The organism is Streptomyces sp. NPDC030021, from assembly GCF_055574035.1.
Map to the genome: position 1 here is coordinate 53,378 of NZ_JBVIAH010000012.1, position 16,798 is coordinate 70,175.

At 73.7% G+C, this 16,798-nt stretch carries 13 protein-coding genes; 4 read left to right on the forward strand and 9 right to left on the reverse strand.

Going from position 1 to position 16,798, the window contains the following annotated elements:
* Positions 1 to 11: 11 nt before the first annotated feature.
* Positions 12 to 455 (reverse strand): subtilase-type protease inhibitor, encoded by a 444-nt coding sequence (locus ACZ4YL_RS23460; protein ID WP_468119039.1) that lies wholly within the window; start codon positions 453 to 455, stop codon positions 12 to 14.
* Positions 456 to 782: 327 nt separating this feature from the next.
* On the opposite strand from ACZ4YL_RS23460, the gene ACZ4YL_RS23465 reads away from it, so the two are divergent.
* On the forward strand, positions 783 to 986 hold the full coding sequence (locus ACZ4YL_RS23465) for a hypothetical protein (RefSeq protein ID WP_468119041.1): 204 nt from the start codon (positions 783 to 785) through the stop codon (positions 984 to 986).
* A 14-nt stretch (positions 987 to 1,000) separates the two neighbouring features.
* On the opposite strand, the gene ACZ4YL_RS23470 is transcribed toward ACZ4YL_RS23465, so the two are convergent.
* Positions 1,001 to 1,462, reverse strand: coding sequence for a Crp/Fnr family transcriptional regulator (locus tag ACZ4YL_RS23470; RefSeq protein ID WP_189742646.1), 462 nt, complete (start codon positions 1,460 to 1,462; stop codon positions 1,001 to 1,003).
* A 142-nt stretch (positions 1,463 to 1,604) separates the two neighbouring features.
* Positions 1,605 to 1,913 carry a hypothetical protein gene (locus ACZ4YL_RS23475; RefSeq protein WP_189742644.1) on the reverse strand — a complete coding sequence of 103 codons (309 nt, stop codon included), beginning with the start codon at positions 1,911 to 1,913 and terminating at the stop codon, positions 1,605 to 1,607.
* Positions 1,914 to 2,182: 269 nt separating this feature from the next.
* Between ACZ4YL_RS23475 and ACZ4YL_RS23480 the strand changes: the two genes are divergently transcribed.
* Positions 2,183 to 4,114 carry a glycoside hydrolase family 5 protein gene (locus ACZ4YL_RS23480; protein ID WP_468119043.1) on the forward strand — a complete coding sequence of 644 codons (1,932 nt, stop codon included), beginning with the start codon at positions 2,183 to 2,185 and terminating at the stop codon, positions 4,112 to 4,114.
* Here ACZ4YL_RS23480 and ACZ4YL_RS23485 read toward each other — a convergent pair.
* Positions 4,038 to 5,588: an MFS transporter gene (locus ACZ4YL_RS23485; protein ID WP_468119045.1), complete on the reverse strand. Its 1,551-nt coding sequence runs from the start codon at positions 5,586 to 5,588 to the stop codon at positions 4,038 to 4,040. The genes ACZ4YL_RS23480 and ACZ4YL_RS23485 overlap by 77 nt on opposite strands.
* A 77-nt stretch (positions 5,589 to 5,665) precedes the next feature.
* Between ACZ4YL_RS23485 and ACZ4YL_RS23490 the strand changes: the two genes are divergently transcribed.
* Positions 5,666 to 6,253, forward strand: coding sequence for a helix-turn-helix domain-containing protein (locus tag ACZ4YL_RS23490; RefSeq protein WP_468119046.1), 588 nt, complete (start codon positions 5,666 to 5,668; stop codon positions 6,251 to 6,253).
* 185 nt (positions 6,254 to 6,438) lie between these two features.
* The gene (locus ACZ4YL_RS23495) at positions 6,439 to 9,171 is read left to right on the forward strand and encodes a DNRLRE domain-containing protein (RefSeq protein WP_468119048.1); all 2,733 of its coding nucleotides are present in this window, start codon (positions 6,439 to 6,441) and stop codon (positions 9,169 to 9,171) included.
* A 65-nt stretch (positions 9,172 to 9,236) separates the two neighbouring features.
* Here ACZ4YL_RS23495 and ACZ4YL_RS23500 read toward each other — a convergent pair whose 3' ends face one another.
* Genes ACZ4YL_RS23500 through ACZ4YL_RS23520 form a run of 5 tightly spaced genes read right to left on the reverse strand, consistent with a single transcriptional unit; the run spans position 9,237 to position 16,675 of the window.
* The gene (locus ACZ4YL_RS23500; RefSeq protein ID WP_468119050.1) at positions 9,237 to 11,762 is read right to left on the reverse strand and encodes an acyl-CoA reductase; all 2,526 of its coding nucleotides are present in this window, start codon (positions 11,760 to 11,762) and stop codon (positions 9,237 to 9,239) included.
* The gene (locus ACZ4YL_RS23505; RefSeq protein ID WP_468119316.1) at positions 11,759 to 12,907 is read right to left on the reverse strand and encodes a LuxE/PaaK family acyltransferase; all 1,149 of its coding nucleotides are present in this window, start codon (positions 12,905 to 12,907) and stop codon (positions 11,759 to 11,761) included. The genes ACZ4YL_RS23500 and ACZ4YL_RS23505 overlap by 4 nt, the downstream gene beginning before the upstream one ends.
* 14 nt (positions 12,908 to 12,921) lie before the next feature.
* Complete coding sequence (locus ACZ4YL_RS23510; RefSeq protein WP_468119052.1) at positions 12,922 to 14,067, reverse strand: GNAT family N-acetyltransferase; 1,146 nt, start codon at positions 14,065 to 14,067, stop codon at positions 12,922 to 12,924.
* Entirely contained in the window at positions 14,064 to 15,395 is a 1,332-nt protein-coding gene (locus ACZ4YL_RS23515) for an MFS transporter (RefSeq protein WP_468119054.1), read from the reverse strand. The genes ACZ4YL_RS23510 and ACZ4YL_RS23515 overlap by 4 nt, the downstream gene beginning before the upstream one ends.
* Complete coding sequence (locus ACZ4YL_RS23520; RefSeq protein WP_468119056.1) at positions 15,392 to 16,675, reverse strand: phenylacetate--CoA ligase family protein; 1,284 nt, start codon at positions 16,673 to 16,675, stop codon at positions 15,392 to 15,394. Before ACZ4YL_RS23520 ends, ACZ4YL_RS23515 begins: the two co-directional genes overlap by 4 nt.
* Positions 16,676 to 16,798: the final 123 nt, after the last annotated feature.

Below are 16,798 nucleotides of genomic sequence, written 5' to 3' on the forward strand. Positions count from 1 at the left end.
TTCACGAGGGGTCAGAAGCCGAACAGCGCGCCGGAGGTGTTCCGCAGGCCGCACGGATTGGCGAAGGTGTACGTGTAGCTGAGCCGACGGCCCTGCCACACCCCGACGGCCGCCACCGTCATCGGGTTCCACTCCCTGGTACAGACGGCGTCGGAGGCCGGTGCGGCGAGCGGGTCGAGCTGCGAGCCGTTCGCACGTAATTCGGCGCACGCCGCGGCCGGGTGCGGGTGCGTCCCGCCGGGCGTCGGCGAGCAGACGAGGGTCACCGCGCGCATGACCGTGCCCCTGTCGGCATCGGGCCCGGCCGTCACGCTGAGCACCAGCGCGGACGGCGCGTACAGGCTCTCCGTACCGGTCGGTGCGGCTCCGGCCGTACCCGGCCAGGCCAGCGCGGTGAGCGCGGTGAGCGCCATGGCGGCGGAACCGAGCCCGAGACCCTTTGCGATGGACCGCATTTCGAACACTCCCTTGGGTTGATGTTTCGGATAGCGGACGCAGTCTTGCCGACCCGAGCCGTGAACGCCCGTTCGGACCCCCATTTTTCGTCACCGATCGTGTACGAATGACTGCAGACCGCAGCCGTGCGCGCGGGCTGACCTGTGGGGGAGCAGGCCGCCGAATCGGCCGAACACCGACCGGGACACGTCCCCGAAACCTGCTGCACCACGCCTGTGATCTGCCCGGACGGGGCCTGGACCCCCTCCCGGGGTAGGGCCGGTCCCACCCCGGGGACACGGCCTGGGCCCGCTGTGCCGCGCCGCCCCCGACGGTTGGCTGGGGGCATGGAAAACGATGCGATCCAACTCAAGGACGTCACCCGGGTCTTCGGAGCGGGCGACCGGGCTGTCACCGCCCTCGACCGGGTCTCCCTCGACTTCCCCCGGGGCACCTTCACCGCCGTCATGGGCGCCCTGGTGATCCCCTGGGGCGCCCTCGGGGCGACGTCCGCCGCCTGCCCGGCCGGGACGGCCGAGGTGCGTGACTGAGGACCAAGGGCTGCTCAGGCGGTGCTGCTGAGGCGGGGCGCGTACAGCTCCAGCAGGCGGGTGCGGGTCTGCTGGAGGCGCATCGCGAGCACGCGTCCGACCCAGTGCCCGATCGCGGAGCCGAAGGTGGGATCGGCGTCCATCAGCATCCGGACGGTCGCGGCGTCGAACTCGTACGCCCGTACCGGCGTCATCGCCTCCGCGCCGAGCTGCCACACGTACGGCGGGAACAGCCAGGACCAGCCCACCAGCTCACCGGGGCCGAGGCTCTCCACGGGCGCGGGCCGGCGGCCTGCGACGGGGATTTCCAGGGTCACGGTGCCGGAACGCACGATCCAGAAGGAATCCGCCCGGGTGCCCTCGTCGAAGATGCGCGCGCTCTCCGGGAAATTGACCTCACGGGCCTGGGACATCAGCCGTCCACGGTGCTCGGTGGACAGGACGGCGGCGATCCGGATGGGGGAAGGTGTGCTCACGACGGCCTCCGATCACGACCCCCCACGACGCTCCTGCTCTCCCAGTGTCGCCGAAGCCCGCCGAATCGCGGCCGGACCGGGCACGGTTTCTTCCGCACCCGGTCCGGGAACGGGGCTCCAGAGCCCTTCCGCGGCCCGTGGTTCAGGGGGTGTCCTCGGCATTGGCCTCCAGGCAGGCCAGCTCCATCGCGTCGAGGACGGCCTCGTGGCTGCGCCCGCTCAGCTCGGCGACATTCTCGATCTGGGCCGTCGCCCAGGCCGCCAGCGTCATCACCAGCACCCGGAGCCCGTCGGTGCCGTGCTCGGCCAGGACCGCGTCGGCGACGACCATGGCCTCCTCGGGGACCTGCTCGGGCGGTTCGAGGCCCGCCAGACCGCGCAGCAGGGTGAGGGTGCGGCGGGAGATCTCCGGCGTCATTCCCGCCAGCCGCATGTCTTCGTCGTCGTCCATCCGCCCCGCCCTCCGGTGCCGTGCCACATCACCTCAGGGCACGGTAGAGGGGCGCGGCCCCGCGCGGGGCCGTTTCGCCAGGGTGACGGTGCGTGACCGGGCGTCGACCGGCTGAATCCGGCGGGCGCGCCGTCCGGGCCGGCCACAGGTCATCCACGGGCCGACCGCGCCGGAAAGAGTCCCGGATGTGCCTTCCCCCGGAAGCGACCCGCCGGTAACCTGCCCGCGGCAGCCGCCCGCCGGGACGGCCGATTTCCGGCAGGAGCGAGATGAAGAGCCTGTTACGCGCGGTCCTGTGCGCCCTCCTGCTGGTGGCCGCCGCCCTGTCGGCGCCGTCCGCACAGGCCGCTCGCGCCGCCGCCCCGCCGTCCGCGGCCGCCACGGGCACCGCCGAGGCCTGGACCCCGCCGCTGTCCACCCGCGGCCGGTACATCGTCGACGCGCAGGGCAACCGCTTCCGCCTGCGCTCCGGGAACTGGGACGGAGCCCAGGGATCCTGGAACGGCTCGGGCGACCGCGACGACCCCGCCACGCACCACAGCGGGCAGAACGCCCACGGCATCCCGATCGGCCTGGACCGGGTACCCCTGCCCACCCTGCTCGCCGACTTCCGGGCCGCGGGGCTCAACAGCATCCGGCTGCCCTTCTCCAACGAGATGCTGCGCGACACCGCCCCCGTCCCGGACTCCGCCGTCGCCGCCAATCCGGCCCTGCGCGGCCGCACGCCCCTCCAGGTCTACGACGCCGTGGTCGCCGCCCTCACCGACGCCGGCTTCGCCGTCATCCTCAACAACCACACCGTCACCACCCGTTGGTGCTGCGGCCTCGACGGCAACGAACGCTGGAACAGCGGCCGCTCCACCGCCCAGTGGGCCGACGACTGGGTCTTCCTCGCCCGCCGCTACCGCGACAACCCGCGCGTGGTCGGCGCCGATCTCTACAACGAGGTCCGCCGCGACGTCTTCGACGACCCCAACTGGGGCCTCGGCGACAACCACGACTGGCACGCGGCCGCCCAGGAGGCCGCCGACCGCATCCTCACCGAGGCCAACCCCCAGCTGCTGATCGTCGTCGAGGGCGTCAACTGGTTCGGCCTTCCCGTGGACGGCTTCCCGCACGGCCGCCCCACCCTCACCCCCGTACGCACGCTCTCCCATACCCTGGTCACCTCGAACAAGCTGGTCTACTCGGCCCACTTCTACGGCTACACCGGCCCCCGGCACAGCGGCGCGACCGGCATCGGCGAGACCAGCGACCTCCGCTACCAGGACATGACCGCGGCGGAGCTCGAACAGACCCTCTACGACCAGGCCTTCTTCGTGTCCGCGGAGACCGGCACGCACTTCACCGCCCCCGTGTGGGTCAGCGAGTTCGGTATCGGGGCCGACGAGAGCGGCGCCGCCCCGCGCGCCTGGTTCGACCGGCTCACCGGGTACCTGACGCGCTCCGACGCCGACTTCGCGTACTGGCCCCTCGTCGGCTGGAGCACCACCGCCCAGGGCACCCCGGGCGGCGACACCTGGGCGCTCCTGCGCTACGACACGAGGGGCCGCCGCTCCGGTGTCCTGGACCCGGGGGACTGGCGCACCGCCCGCTGGTCCCCGCTCACCTCCACCCCCGGCCGCACCGGACCGGTCCCCGCCACCCCCGCCTGGTACCAGCTGACCACGGACCACCGCGACCACAACGCCTCGCTGCGCACCCGGGCCGCCGGGGACTGGGACAGCGGGGCCCGCAAGGCGGTCTGCCCCGACGGCGCCGGCCTCACCGGGCTCGCCCACACCGGGGGCCGCGGCCTCTGCAACACCTCCGACCTGCGCGCCCCGACGGGCGGGCACACCGTGGTCCGCGACGAGCGGTACGTCCCGGCGGGCGGCGACTGGGCCACCGGGTACACCAAGTTCCAGTGCCCGGCCGGCCAGTTCCTGATCGGGTACAGCCTGCGCGGCGAGCGGGTCTCGGCGGCGCTGTGCGCCCCGGCCCGTACGGCACTTCCCGCAGGCGGCCGGACGGTGTGGTTCGACCGGGGCGACAACCGTCCGGCGGGCGGCCCCGGAGGCGACTTCGCCTACGGGAACCACAAGGGCCAGTGCCTGCCCACCGAGTACGTGGCGGGCATCGCCTTCACCACCCGCGCCGCCACCCGCCCCTCTCCGGCCGCGCTGCTGTGCCGTCCCCTGCCGGGTCCGGCCGCCCGCTGACACGGCCCGGCGCGGCGACGGCGGCGAGCGCGACGAGGATCAGGACCGCCGCGACCAGGAAGGTGAACCGCATCCCGGTGGCCACGGCCCCGGCGGGCGCCGAGGCGATGTCGGCCGTCGCCGACGCGTGCGCGAACACGGCGCCCATGAGGGACGCACCGGTGACGAGGCCGAGATTGCGCGAGAGGCCCAGCATGCCGGAGACGACGCCCCGCCGGTCCGGGCCGGCGTCCGCCATGACGGCGGTGTTGTTGGCCGTCTGGAACACCGCGTAGCCGGCGGTCACGACCGCGAGCGGGACGACGTACCCGAGGACACCGAGCGAGGCCGGCGTGATGGACAGGGTGACGGCCCCGGCCGTCATCGCCGAGAGCCCGAGCAGGGTCATGCGCTGCGCCCCGAACCGGTCCGCGAGGCGCCCGGCGGGCATCCCGGTCACCGCGGCGACCAGCGGACCGACCGACAGGACGAGTCCGACCGGGGCCTCGGCGAGCCCGAGCGTCCGGGAGAGGTAGAACGGCCCGACCACCAGCGTCGCCATCATCACCGTCGACACGAGTGCGCTCGACGCGAGGCCCGCACCGATCACCGGATCACGCAAGAGCGCGCGTTGCACCAAGGGGGAGGCCGCCCTCGCCTCGGCACGCACGAAGAGGGCGCCCCCGCAGGCGGCGGCCAGCAGCAGCGCCGTGTTGAGCGGGCCGAAACGGCCGCCACCGAGGGTCATCGCGAGCGCGTAGGCGGCGAGGGACAGCGCGAGCAGCAGCGTCCCCAGGCGGTCGAAGCGACCCCGGTCGGCCCCGCCTTCCCGCCGGTCGGTGGGCAGATGGCGGTGGGCGAGCAGGAACGCCGTGATGCCCAGCGGTACGTTGACGAGGAAGAGCGCCCGCCAGCCGAACCCGGCGAGCAGGGCCCCGCCCAGCGAGGGACCGAGAGCGGTGCCCACCGCGGACATGGTGCCGAGCAGCCCCATGGCGCTGCCCGTCCGCTCCTTCGGGACCGTCTCACCCACGAACGCCATGGTGAGGGCCATCATCACGGCGGCGCCCAGGCCCTGTGCCGCCCGGGCGCCGACCAGCAGCCAGAGCGTGGGCGCGGCGGCGCACAGCACCGAGGCCGCGGTGAACACGGAGATTCCCGCGAGGAGCAGCCGCCGCCGGCCGACGAGGTCGCCGAGGCGTCCGACCCCCACGACCAGGGTGGTGACGGCGAGGAGATAGGCGAGGACGATCCACTGGACCTCCTGGAACGACGCGGAGAACACCTGCGCGAGGGCCGGCAGGCCGACGTGGGCGATGCCGGTGCCGAGTGAGGACAGCAGCACGGAGAGGGAGAGACCGGCGAGCGCCCACCGGACCGCGGGCCGGTGCGCGCCGGCGGCCGCACCGGCGTCGCCGGTGGGTCGGCGCTGCCGGTGTCCGGTCGCGGCGTCACCGAGTGGACTGTGTGGACTGTGTGGACTGTGTGGGCTCATGCCGGGAGGGTGCGGGCGTCGGGCGGCGGACGGCAAACCTTGTTGCCGTTTCCGGGACGGCCGGGTGCAATGGCCGTATGGACGAGAAGCCATCCCCCCACCAGGCGGTCCTCGACGAGGTCGCGCCCCGGCTCAGACGGCTGCGCGCCCGGCGCGGTCTCACCCTGGCCGCGCTCTCCGAGACGACCGGCATCTCGAAGAGCACCCTGTCCCGGCTGGAGTCCGGGCAGCGCCGCCCCAGCCTGGAGCTGTTGCTGCCGCTCGCGGCCGCGTACCAGGTGCCCCTGGACGACCTGGTGGGCGCTCCCGAAGTGGGGGATCCCCGGGTGCGGCTGACGCCCCGCACCCTTCCGAACGGCGGCACGGCCGTCCCGCTGTCCCGGGGCCCGGGTCCCCTCCAGGCGTACAAGATGCTCATCCCCGACCGGGGCGGCGAGCCGGAGCCGCGGACGCACGAGGGCTACGAGTGGCTGTACGTGCTGGAGGGCCGGCTGCGCCTCGTCCTCGCCGAGCACGACCTGGTCCTCGGCCCCGGCGAGGCCGCCGAGTTCGACACCCGGCTGCCCCACTGGTTCACCAGCGCGGACGGTCGGCCGGTGGAGATCCTCAGCCTCTTCGGACGGCAGGGCGAACGCATGCACGTCCGGGCGAAGCCCCGCGCGTGACGGCGGGGGCAGGTGTGCCGGGCCGCCGCTCTTTCGCATCCGATACGTCAAGTGGGATGAATCGAGCCGCGAATCGCTCTAGGGTGCGCCCGTAGGCACGGCTGTGGACTGCTGTTCGGTGGTTTTCGGCCATGGCTCGCCCGGCCGCACCTTACGGCCGTACCGCACACCGAACTGGGGGATTCATGCGTAGATCCCGAGGGCCGGCGGCCGCGCTCGCCCTGTCCCTGGCCGGCACCGCCCTGGGGGTGGGCCTCGGCCTCGCCCCGCAGGCGGCGGCGATCACCCCGCCCGTCGCGTTCACCGCCGACCCGCTGGCCACCTGGCAGCCCGACGGCGTCGTATGGGCCCTCGCCGAGGCGGCCGGCCAGGTCTTCGTCGGCGGCACCTTCTCCACCGTTCGCCCGCCCGCCGGCGGCTCCGGAAGCGAGCGGTCGGCCGTGAACTTCGTCGCGCTCGACGCGGCGACCGGCGCCCCGACCTCCTGCGAGCTGTCCTTCACCGTCGGCTCGGGCAGCGCCACGGTCCGCGCGCTCGCCCTCTCGCCGGACAAGGCGACCCTGTACGTGGGCGGCTACTTCGGCGCCGTCAACGGCACCCCCGTCTCCAGCCTCGCCGCCGTCGACGTGGCGAGCTGCACCGTGAAACAAGGCTTCCGCCCGGCCTTCGCGGCCACCGTCCGCGCCCTCGCCGTCACCGGCGACACCGTCTACGCGGGCGGCGACTTCCTCAGCGTCGCCGGCCAGCCGCGCGAGCGTTTCGCCGCGGTCGGCGCGGCCGACGGCGCCCTGAAGCCCTTCACCGCCGACGCCGACGAGCCCGGGCGCGCCGTCGAGGTCACCCCGGACGGCAACAACGTGGTCCTCGGCGGCGACTTCTTCACCGTCAACGGTACGAACACCCACGCCCTGGCCGTCGTCGACGCGACGAGCGGCGCACTCACCAAGTCGTACGCCGGATTCATCGAGACCAACTCCGTGGTCAAGGACATCGCGACCGACGCCACCGGCTTCTACACCGCCAACGAGGGCACGGGCGGCGGGGTCTTCGACGGCCGGATCGCCCTGAACCTCGGCGACTTCGGCCAGCGCTGGCGCGACACCTGCCTCGGCGCCACCCAGGCCGTGCTGCCCTACCAGAACGTGCTCTACAGCGCCTCGCACGCCCACGACTGCTCCAGCGTCGGCGAGTTCCCCGACGGCCAGCGCCACCACCTGCTCGCCCAGCCCACCAGCGGCACCGGCAAACTCGGCTGGGCCCCCGACACCAACGACGGCATCGGTGAGGGCATCGGGCCGCGCGTGATGACGGTCGGCTCCAAGGGCGGCGTCCAGTACCTGTGGGTCGGCGGGGAGTTCACGACCGTCAACGGCGCGGCACAGCAGAGCCTGACGCGCTTCGCCTCCACCGGGGACACCGGCGCCCCCACCGTGCCCGTGGCGAGCGCGGTCAGCTTCCGGCCCGGTGAGGTCCAGGTGCGCTGGCGCACCAGCCTCGACCTCGACGACAGCGCGCTGACCTACCGGATCTACCGGAACGGCGCGGCCACGCCCATCGCCACGGTCACCGCCGACTCGCTGTTCTTCAAGCGGCCGCAGGCCTCCTGGACCGACACCACCGCAGCGGCCGGCCAGTCGTACACCTACCGGGTGACGGCCGCCGACGCGGCGGGCAACACCAGCGCCCTGTCCGCGACGGCGAGCGTGACGGTCCCGACCACGGTGGAGGGCTACCCGAACCAGGTCCGCGCCGACGGAGCCCAGCAGTACTGGCGCTACGACGAATCGGCCCTGCCCTTCGCCGCCGACTCCTCGGCCGGAGGCAACCGGAGCGGCACGCACCTGAACGCCCCCGCCCTGCGGCAGACGCCCGGTGCGGTGTCCGGCGCGAGCACGGCGATCGGCTTCAACGGCACGGACACCCAGGTCTACGGGGACACGCGGCAGACCGTGGGCAGCACCTACACCATCGAGACCTGGTTCAGGACGGACACCACCCGGGGCGGCAAGCTCATCGGCTTCGGGAACAACCAGACCCGCGGCAGCAGTCAATACGACAAACACATCTACATGACCAACAACGGCCGGCTGGTCTACGGCGTCTACACCGGAGCCACCCGCACCATCACCACCACGGGCTCCTACAACGACAACCAGTGGCACCACGTCGTCGCCACCCAGGGCCCCGGCGGGATGACCCTCTACGTGGACGGTGCCCAGAAGGGCACCCTCGCCGTCACCACCCACGAGAACTTCTCGGGCTACTGGCACGCCGGCGGCGACAGCCTCGGCGGCTGGCCCGACCGTCCGACGAGCGAGTACTGGGCGGGCCGGCTCGACGAGACCGCCGTCTACCCCACGGTGCTCGGCGCCGCGCAGGTGCAGAACCACTACGCCCTCGCCACCGCCCCGGCCGACTCGGTGGTCCAGGTGAGCGCCGCGGAGGACACCTACGCCAACGCGGGGGCGCCCGCCACCAACTACGGCACCTCGGGATCGCTCGCGGTCCGCGGCACCTCGTTCTACGCGAGCTACCTCCGCTTCGACCTGCCCGCCGCACCCGCCGGCACGGTGCTGAAGTCGGCCGCGCTCAGCGTGAAGACGAGCACGCAGAGCGGCGCCGGCACCACCGACACCGTCTCGGTGCTCCCGGTCACCGGCTCGTGGAGCGAGGGCGGGACCACGTACAACAACCGCCCCGCACTCGGTGGTCCGGCGCTCGGCACCTTCGCCGGGATCCCGGACGGTTCGGCGGTGCACACCACCGGGCTGACCGCCGCGAGCGTCGCGGCGGGGCTCGGCGGCAGCTACGGCCTGGCGCTCACCAGCACCGGTACGGACGCCCTGTGGCTGTGGTCCTCCGAGGCGCAGGCGAACGAAGGGACGCCGCAGCTGACGCTCACCTTCGGCGCGCCGTGACCTGACGGCCCGGTGGACAAGGGGGCGCGGGACAGCCTGACGGCCGTCCCGCGCCCCCTCTCGTCTCAGCCGCGCGCGTCCACCACGGCGAGGAGCTTGCCGCTCGTCGGGCTGCGGTCCAGCGACGCGCCGTCCACCGCCTCGACCGTGAGCTCCAGCAGCCGCTCCTCGACCGCCGAGCGCAGCTCCGGGTAACCGGCCAGGAAGACCGCCCGCAGCCGCTCCGGGTCCGTCGCCGCGGTCCGTTCCACCCGTACGGTCAGTCGCTCGCGCGCGTCGGCGGAGTCGAGCCGGATCTGCAATTCGCCCCGGTGGCCGCCGTGTTCCTCGGCCAGGTCCAGGAAGCGACGGTGGTTGAGGAAGTACGTCGCCACCCGCATCACGTCGCCGGTGCGCCCCCGCAGCTCGAAGCGCGGCGCGTGCCGTCCGCACGGGCAGCGGCCCGGAACCTCCCGGCCCAGGTCACCGATCACGTACCGGCCCAGCTGCTGGCCGCGCCGGGCGTGCGTGGTGAAGACCAGCCGGCCCGTCTCGCCCGCGGCCACCGGGCGGTCCTCGGCCAGATCCAGGATCTCCATCGTGTGGAGGTCGGCGTGCAGGTGGTGGACCCCGCCGGAGCTCTCGGTGCACTGGTAGCCCAGCGGGCCGAGGTCGGTGCTGCCGTAGGTGATCGAGCGGACGGCCTCGATGCCAAAGGTGTCCTTCAGGGTGCGCTGCTGCTCCTCGGTGAAGTGCTCTCCGCCGTAGAACACCTTGCGCAGGCCTCCGTACGCGCGCAGCGCGTCCTCCTCCGCGTGCAGCAGCTGCCACAGGTAGGAGGGCATGCCGAAGAGGGTGTCGGCCCCGTGGTCGATCAGCGCCTGCGCCGTGGCCCGGTGGTCGGGGCCCGCCGACAGCGGCAACTGCACGCCGCCGAGCCGTTCCAGCACGGAGAAGAAGCTGATGAAGCTGCCGTACATGGCGCCGCAGTAGAACAGGTTGGCGGTCCGGTCCGAGGCCGGGTCGTAGCCGGCGGCCAGCAGGCCGCGGGCGGCGGCGTGCATCTGCGTGTCGTAGTCGTCGTAGCTGAAGACCGACAGTGCCGGGGCGCCGGTGCTGCCGCCGCTGCGGAAGTACAGCTCGGCATCGGCCCGCGCCAGCCGGCGGGCCGGCTCCTGCACGTCCTCCTTGCCCAGCAGCGGTCCCGCGGGAAGCGGCAGCACCACGGGCCGGACCAGGTCGTCCAGGCAGGCGGTGGTGGCGAAGGCGGCCGGATCGGCCTGGACCGCGACGCGGCGGCTGTAGCGCTGCAGGGCGTAGACCCCGTCGTGCGGCTCACCCGCGTAGCTCTCCAGCATGGCGCCGACCGGCGTGACACGGGTGACGCCCGCGGCCAGGGCGGTGCGGGAGAGCTCGGCGATGTCCGCCCGGCTGCCCGCGAGGCCCGCAGTCTGCAGATAGCGGCGCATCGGCCGCAGGGTGGCGATCAGCCGCTTGCGGGGCAGCGGCTTGACCCACACGCTGCGGTGCAGCGGCGAGGCGGTCAGCGGGGACCGGGTGTCGGCCATGACCCGCCACGAGCCGTCGGGAGCGGCGAACACCCGGGTCAGGCCCAGGTGCTCCTCCAGCCGGGCCATCAGCTCGGTGGTGGTCAGCTCGGCCGCCTCCGCCGGGTCCGGCCCGCCCGCCGCAGCGCCCGCAGCGCCCGCCGCGGCCGGCGGCCGGGCGGCGAGGACCGCGGCGAACCGCTCGGCGAAACCGAAGACCTCCTCCTCGTCCTCGGTGTCGAGGTAGACCACCTGCGGGCTGGAGCACGCCTCCTGCTCGTGCAGGCAGACGTCGTCCGCCAGGGCGTCCAGCGTGCGGGCGTCCGACCACGCGTCGGCCGTCAGGTACGCGAAGGAGATCCGGTGCCCCCACTCCACCAGCCGGCAGCCGGCCGGCACATGGGCCGCCACCCCTTCGACGGCCGCCTCCCCGCCCCATACGGCTACGGCGTCCGCGGGCGCGCACATCAGGCGCAGCCACTCCTGCCGGGAGGAGGGGAAACGCAGGACGACGATCCGCGCGGCCAGTGCGCCGCTGGGGTCCAGGGCCGCGAGCTCCGCCATCAGCTGCTGGGTCAGGAGGGTGTCGTCGCTGCTGGTCTTGAGCACGTTGACGTTCCCGGCGAGCAGCCCCTCGACGATGCTCAGCGGCGCCACCGTCGCGGCGTTGCCCGGCGCGATGTGGGCGACCAGGCCGACGGGGGCCCACGCCTCGTAGACGGTCTCGCGCGGATCCGCCCGGTTCAGCCGGCCGGGAGTCGCACTGCCGAGCTCGCGGCGCAGCTTGCGGGTCAGCTCCCGCCGGCCGAGGAGGCCGCCCAGCTCGGCCAGGACGGCCGGGTCCTCACCCTCGGGCAGGTGCGCGGCGAGCCGGGCCCGTACGGGATGGCCGGGGTCGCACAGTGCGGTGGCGAGGGCGTCGCACGCGGCCAGGACGGTCTCGGTCTCCAGGCTCTCCGAAAGCGCGGCCTCGACGGCGGCCGGCAGCTCGGCGAGCCGGCGGCCGGCCTCGTCGTCGCCGATGAACTCGCCCTGCCAGTAGTGGTGGTGCACGCTCACGGTCACGCCATTCCCTTCATCAGTTCCGCTGCGGCCACCGCGCAGCTGCGGTTGCGGCTCACCCCGGCACGGCCGTGGACGGTGAACCAGGGGGTCTCCAGCTCGCACCCGCATGCGCTGCCCGGCTGGAGGGAGGCGAGGTCGCCCATGACCACGCTCTGCGCCGGCACCGAGGTGATGTACGGCGACACGAGGTGCAGGTAGCCCTGCTCCCCGTAGGGCAGCGGTTCGAGCGTGCTGGTGGAGCGGATCGTGACCCGCGACCAGACGGGGGCGTGCAGCCGGTGGTGGTCGCACTCGATGTACGGGATGCAGTGCTCGACCGACCCGAAGGTGTCCCGGATCCGCTCACCCGGAATGCCGAGCTGCTCGGTGACGCGGGAGTACAGCTCCTCCTTGCCGATGCGCCGGTCGGCGTGCCCCTTCCAGCCGCCGCCGAGGACGACGAGGGAGCCCTCGGGCAGGCGCAGCGGAGGCAGCCCCATGGCCCGCATCCGCTCCAGGGTGAAGAAGAGGAAGGCCGGGAAGCCGAGGATGCGGACCGGGGCGTCCTCCCGCTCGAAGCGGCGCAGTGCGGCGATGCAGCCGAAGGGGTCGAACTCGTGCTCGCCGCCGGTGTTGCGCAGCGCGTACGCGACGCTGCGCGCGGGGGCGAAGTCGCACAGGTAGTTGTCGGTGAAGGCGGTCCCGAGGTTCAGCGAGGGGGCCGGCTCGTAGCTGTAGAGGAGGTAGTTGACCTCCTGGTCGGGGGTGATCCAGCCGTTGCGCTCGAAGATCCGGGCGACCATGCGCTGGGCGGAGCGGATGGTCCACCGGTCGAAGAACATCTGCGACTTCTGGCCGGTGGTACCGGAGGAGGTCAGGTGCAGCTCGACGTCCTCGCGGGGGACGGAGAGCACCTCGTGCCGCTTGAAGAAGTTCGCGTGGACGAGCGGCGTACGGTACGGCTCGGCCGGGGGAGTGGCCTCGTACAGGGAGCGGAAGAACGCGGAGCGCTCGGTGTGCCAGGCGTTGGTCTCCGCCATGGCCGCGGCGAACAGTTCGTCCTGCGCGGGTCCGAAGGCGTACGGGTCGGTCAGGTCGCACAGCTCCTGTACGTGCGGCAGCAGGGCCGGGTCGGGTACGGAAACGGGCGCGAGATGGGGGTTCATGGGGTCCATGGGGCTCATGAGGCAACCTCGGATGATGTGGGCAGGTGTGTCGACGCCCAGGCCGACACGTAGCAGTCCAGGTACGGCTGGAGGGGCGGTTCGACGGCGACGCCGCGGAAGTCGATGCGTTCGCCCGAACGGGACAGGACGGCGTAGTCGTGGAAGCCGTCGCCGTCCGCGCGCATGGCCGGGTAGAGGGCCCCGGCGACGAACCCCTGGGCGAGGAAGGCGGAGAGGGCTTCGTGGTGCGCGAGCGGCACCAGGGCCTCGACGTAGCCGGCGCCCGCGCGGGCCAGGGCCCGGGTGACGGGTTCGAGGTGGGCCGCCGCGGCGGCCGGGTCGGGATGGGCCGTCAGCAGGGAGCCGTACCCGCCGGCGCGGTTGAGGTAGGCGTAGACCTCGAACCGGCCGTCTTCGGGGGTGAGCAGCACGTTCGGGGTGTGCAGCGGGTAGAACCAGCCCTCGGCGCCCGGGAACCGCTCGCGGAAGCGGCGGCGGACAAAGGCCGGTGCCTCGATCACCTCCAGCCGTTCGGCGGCCGCGTCCGGCGCGGGCGCCGGGAGGGGGCCGGCGGCGGCCCTGACCCCGGGGTAGCCGATGCCGAGCGCGGCCTCGGCCGTGCGCAGCAACGGCAGCAGCGGGGCCGGTACTTCGGTGACGGGGATCCGGCGATCGAGCACTCCGGCGGCGTGACGCGCGTAGAGTGCGAGGCTTTCGCGGCTGCTGAGATCCACCGCGTTGGGCAGGATGCCCAGCGGGCGGAAGCCGTTGCGGGCGACGACGCGCTGGGGACCGGCGCTGACGGTGCGTACGGTCGCGTACACCGAATCCAGGCGGCCGGTGTCCAGCATCCCGGCGCACAGGGCCTCGGTGAGGGCGGCGGCCAGGCCCGCCGAGCGGTGCTCGGGGTGCACGGCGATGCCCTCCAGGCGGCCGGTGCGGCTGCCCGCCTCGCCGTGGATGGCGGCGGACGCGGTCAGGGCCCCGGTGTCGGCGCAGCGGGTGACGAGCCACAGGGAGTGCGGGTCCGCGATGAGCCGGGCCATCTCGGCCGGGTCGGTGCCGAGGGCCACGGGGTAGTGCGGACCGTAGACGGCGTAGTAGAGCTGGCGCAGTTCGGCGATGTCCGCGCGGACGGCCGGGGTGATCACGGGGCTCATCGCTCGCCTCCGGTCGGCGCGGGCTCCGCCACGGCCGGGTCGGGCGTACGGGACCCGAGCAGGGCCAGGGCGCAGGCCGCCGGGAGCAGACCGATGCCTTGTACGAGGCAGAGCGTCTGCGGGGAGAAGAAGTCACCGGCGGAGCCGAACACCAGGGACGCCACCGGCAGGGAGGCACCCAGGACGGCCTGCATCACGGCGAAGAAGCCGGGCTTGTCCGCCGTCGGCACCATCCGCTGGAACAGGGCGACGAAGCGCACGCTCACGGCCCCGGCGCACCAGCCGGCCACGGCCAGGCAGCCCGCGACGACCGGACGCTGCGCGAACAGCCCGGGCAGCGCCAGGGCGAGGGCCATCAGGCCCAGGCACCAGGCCCCGGCGACCGTGGGCCGTCCCGGCACGCGGGTGCCGGTGAAGGCGCCGACGAGCGCGCCGGTGCCCAGGGAGGCCTCCAGCAGGGCCACGGTGCCGCCCCCGCCGAAGAGGACCGACCGGGTGTAGAGGGGGATGACGACGAACACGGCGGCGGTGAACAGGTTCGCCGCGGTGAAGCAGATCAGGATCCGCCGTACGGAGGGCAGTCTGGCCAGGATGCGGCGGAGCGGGCGCCGCCGGGGCGGGGCCGCGGCGCCGTCCGCGCCGTCCGCGGCGACGGTACGGAACCGGGCGCTCGCGACGAGCACGGCGGCGCCCAGGTAGGCGGCCGCGCAGCCGGCGGCCAGCCCGGCCACGCCCGCCCGGTCGACGGTCAGGGCGCCGAGCAGCGCTCCGGCGAGGCCGGCCAGGGACTGGGTGGACAGCTCGAAGCCGGTGGCCGTCTCGATGTCGGCGTCGTCGACGAGTTCGGGGACCGAGGTGGTCAGACAGGGGTCGAAGAACGCCTGGCAGGTGGCCAGGGCGAGACCGGCGGCGTACACGGTGGTGAGCGGCAGGCCGCCGCCGTACGCCCACAGCGCGAGGGCGGCCGAGGCGGCCCCGGCCCCGGCGGCGGCGGTCCGCAGCACCGAGCGGTGCGCGCAGCGGGCGACGGCCCCGGCCACGACGGGCGCCAGCGCCACGGCGGGCAGCGTGCAGACCGCCATGAACAGCCCCGAGGCCAGCCCCCGGGCTTCGGGCACGGCGTAGGCGACGATCCACCAGGACACGCCGACCTGGAACATGCGCACGGCGGCCTGGGTGAGGACCTGCCCGAGCCATACCGAGGCGAAGGCACGGTTGCGCAGGATCAGCGGAGGGCGCCGGCGGCCGGCCCCGGTCCGCGGCTGCGGCTCCGTGTCCGTATCCGTCTCGGCCATGTCGGCCGTGTCGGCCATGGGTGAGGCGGTCATGCGGTCGGCCTCTCGTCGAGGACGCGCACGAGCTTGCCCGAGCGCGGGTTGACGGCCAGGTCGCGGTGGCGTGCCCACTCCACGGACAGCGGGTGCACGAACCCGGCACGCACACTGTCCGGATACAACGGCCGTACGGTCTCCAGCTCCGTGACGACGGCCTCGGCCAGCGCCGCCCGCCCGCCCGCGACCTGGTCGCCGGCGTCGTCACCGGGGGCCGTCGCCAGCCGCAGGACGAGCCCGTCGCGGCCGTCCCAGCGGCGGACGACGAGCTGCATGCCGACCACGCGTCCCTCGGTGTCCGCCGCGGCCACGGCGTCCTGGGCGTCCTGTGTGTAGAGGGAGACGGGGCCCACCCGCACGCCCTCCTCGGCGCGCCCGAGGATCCTGAAGTGGCCCGGCCCGGTGCCGGTCCACTCGGCCCGGTCGCCGGCCGGGTAGCGGATGATCGGCATGAGGCGGCGGAAGAGGCTGGTGACGACGACCCGGCCGGGCCGCCCCGGTTCGGTGATGGGCTCTCCGGTGGAGTCGTCGAGGATCTCGACGACCGCGTACGGGGTGAAGGCCCGGTGCACCCGGGCGTCGGGGCCGGGCACCGGGCGGCCGAGCAGGCCCGCGTCGACGCTGGCGTATCCGACGGAACGGACCTCGGCGCCGGGGAACGCGGCGGCCAGCAGCCGCCGTTGGTCGTCGAAGAGGGCCTCGCCGCCGAAGAGGAGCAGCTCCACCGAATCGAGCCGGACACCGGACGAGACGACCTGCTCGGCGAGCCGGCACAGGGTGGTGGTCGTGCCGGTCAGTACCTGGGCGGCGAGATCGCGCAGCGTGGGGATCGTCGATTCCAGCGGCGCGCCGCCGCCGATGGGCAGGCGGACGTTGTCCACGGGCGCGTGGGCGAGCGAGTCGAGGACGAAGAGGAAGCTGGCGTACAGCTCCCCGGCGTAGAAGAGGTCGGCGACGCGGTGCCCCGGGCGCAGACCTGTGTCCACGAGCCCCTGGCCGAAGGCGGTGACGAACGTGCGCCACTCGTCGCGGGTGTAGACGGAGAACTTGGGGGACCCGGTGGTGCCGCCGGTCTTGTAGACCGTGGCCTCGCTGAGCGGGCCGGTCAGCACGCGGCTGTCGTGCAGGGCGTTGGCCGCCCAGAACTCCTCCTGGTCGACCACCGGCAGGTCGGTGAGGCGGTCGACGTGCGGTGGCAGGGACGCGTAGAGGTCCCGGTAGTAGGGCGAGTTGTTGCGGGCGAAACGTATGAGGTCCGAGAGCTGCTGGGCGGACATGAGCCTTTGCCTGGATGACGGGAACGGGAACGGGAATCGCGGCGGGGCGCGGCGAGAGACGGAACTCGCCTGCGGAGTCGGGCCGGTGTGAACGGGGGACCCCCCGGCGCCCCCGTCTCCCTC

Excerpts from the sequence above, each read along its gene's own strand:
- ACZ4YL_RS23495 (WP_468119048.1), top strand. The coding sequence starts at position 6,439 with ATGCGTAGATCCCGAGGGCCGGCGGCCGCGCTCGCCCTGTCCCTGGCC.
- ACZ4YL_RS23520 (WP_468119056.1), bottom strand. The coding sequence starts at position 16,675 with ATGTCCGCCCAGCAGCTCTCGGACCTCATACGTTTCGCCCGCAACAAC.
- ACZ4YL_RS23465 (WP_468119041.1), top strand. The coding sequence starts at position 783 with ATGGAAAACGATGCGATCCAACTCAAGGACGTCACCCGGGTCTTCGGA.
- ACZ4YL_RS23485 (WP_468119045.1), bottom strand. The coding sequence starts at position 5,588 with ATGAGCCCACACAGTCCACACAGTCCACACAGTCCACTCGGTGACGCC.
- ACZ4YL_RS23490 (WP_468119046.1), top strand. The coding sequence starts at position 5,666 with ATGGACGAGAAGCCATCCCCCCACCAGGCGGTCCTCGACGAGGTCGCG.
- ACZ4YL_RS23475 (WP_189742644.1), bottom strand. The coding sequence starts at position 1,913 with ATGGACGACGACGAAGACATGCGGCTGGCGGGAATGACGCCGGAGATC.
- ACZ4YL_RS23460 (WP_468119039.1), bottom strand. The coding sequence starts at position 455 with ATGCGGTCCATCGCAAAGGGTCTCGGGCTCGGTTCCGCCGCCATGGCG.
- ACZ4YL_RS23510 (WP_468119052.1), bottom strand. The coding sequence starts at position 14,067 with ATGAGCCCCGTGATCACCCCGGCCGTCCGCGCGGACATCGCCGAACTG.
- ACZ4YL_RS23480 (WP_468119043.1), top strand. The coding sequence starts at position 2,183 with ATGAAGAGCCTGTTACGCGCGGTCCTGTGCGCCCTCCTGCTGGTGGCC.
- ACZ4YL_RS23505 (WP_468119316.1), bottom strand. The coding sequence starts at position 12,907 with ATGAACCCCCATCTCGCGCCCGTTTCCGTACCCGACCCGGCCCTGCTG.
- ACZ4YL_RS23515 (WP_468119054.1), bottom strand. The coding sequence starts at position 15,395 with ATGACCGCCTCACCCATGGCCGACACGGCCGACATGGCCGAGACGGAT.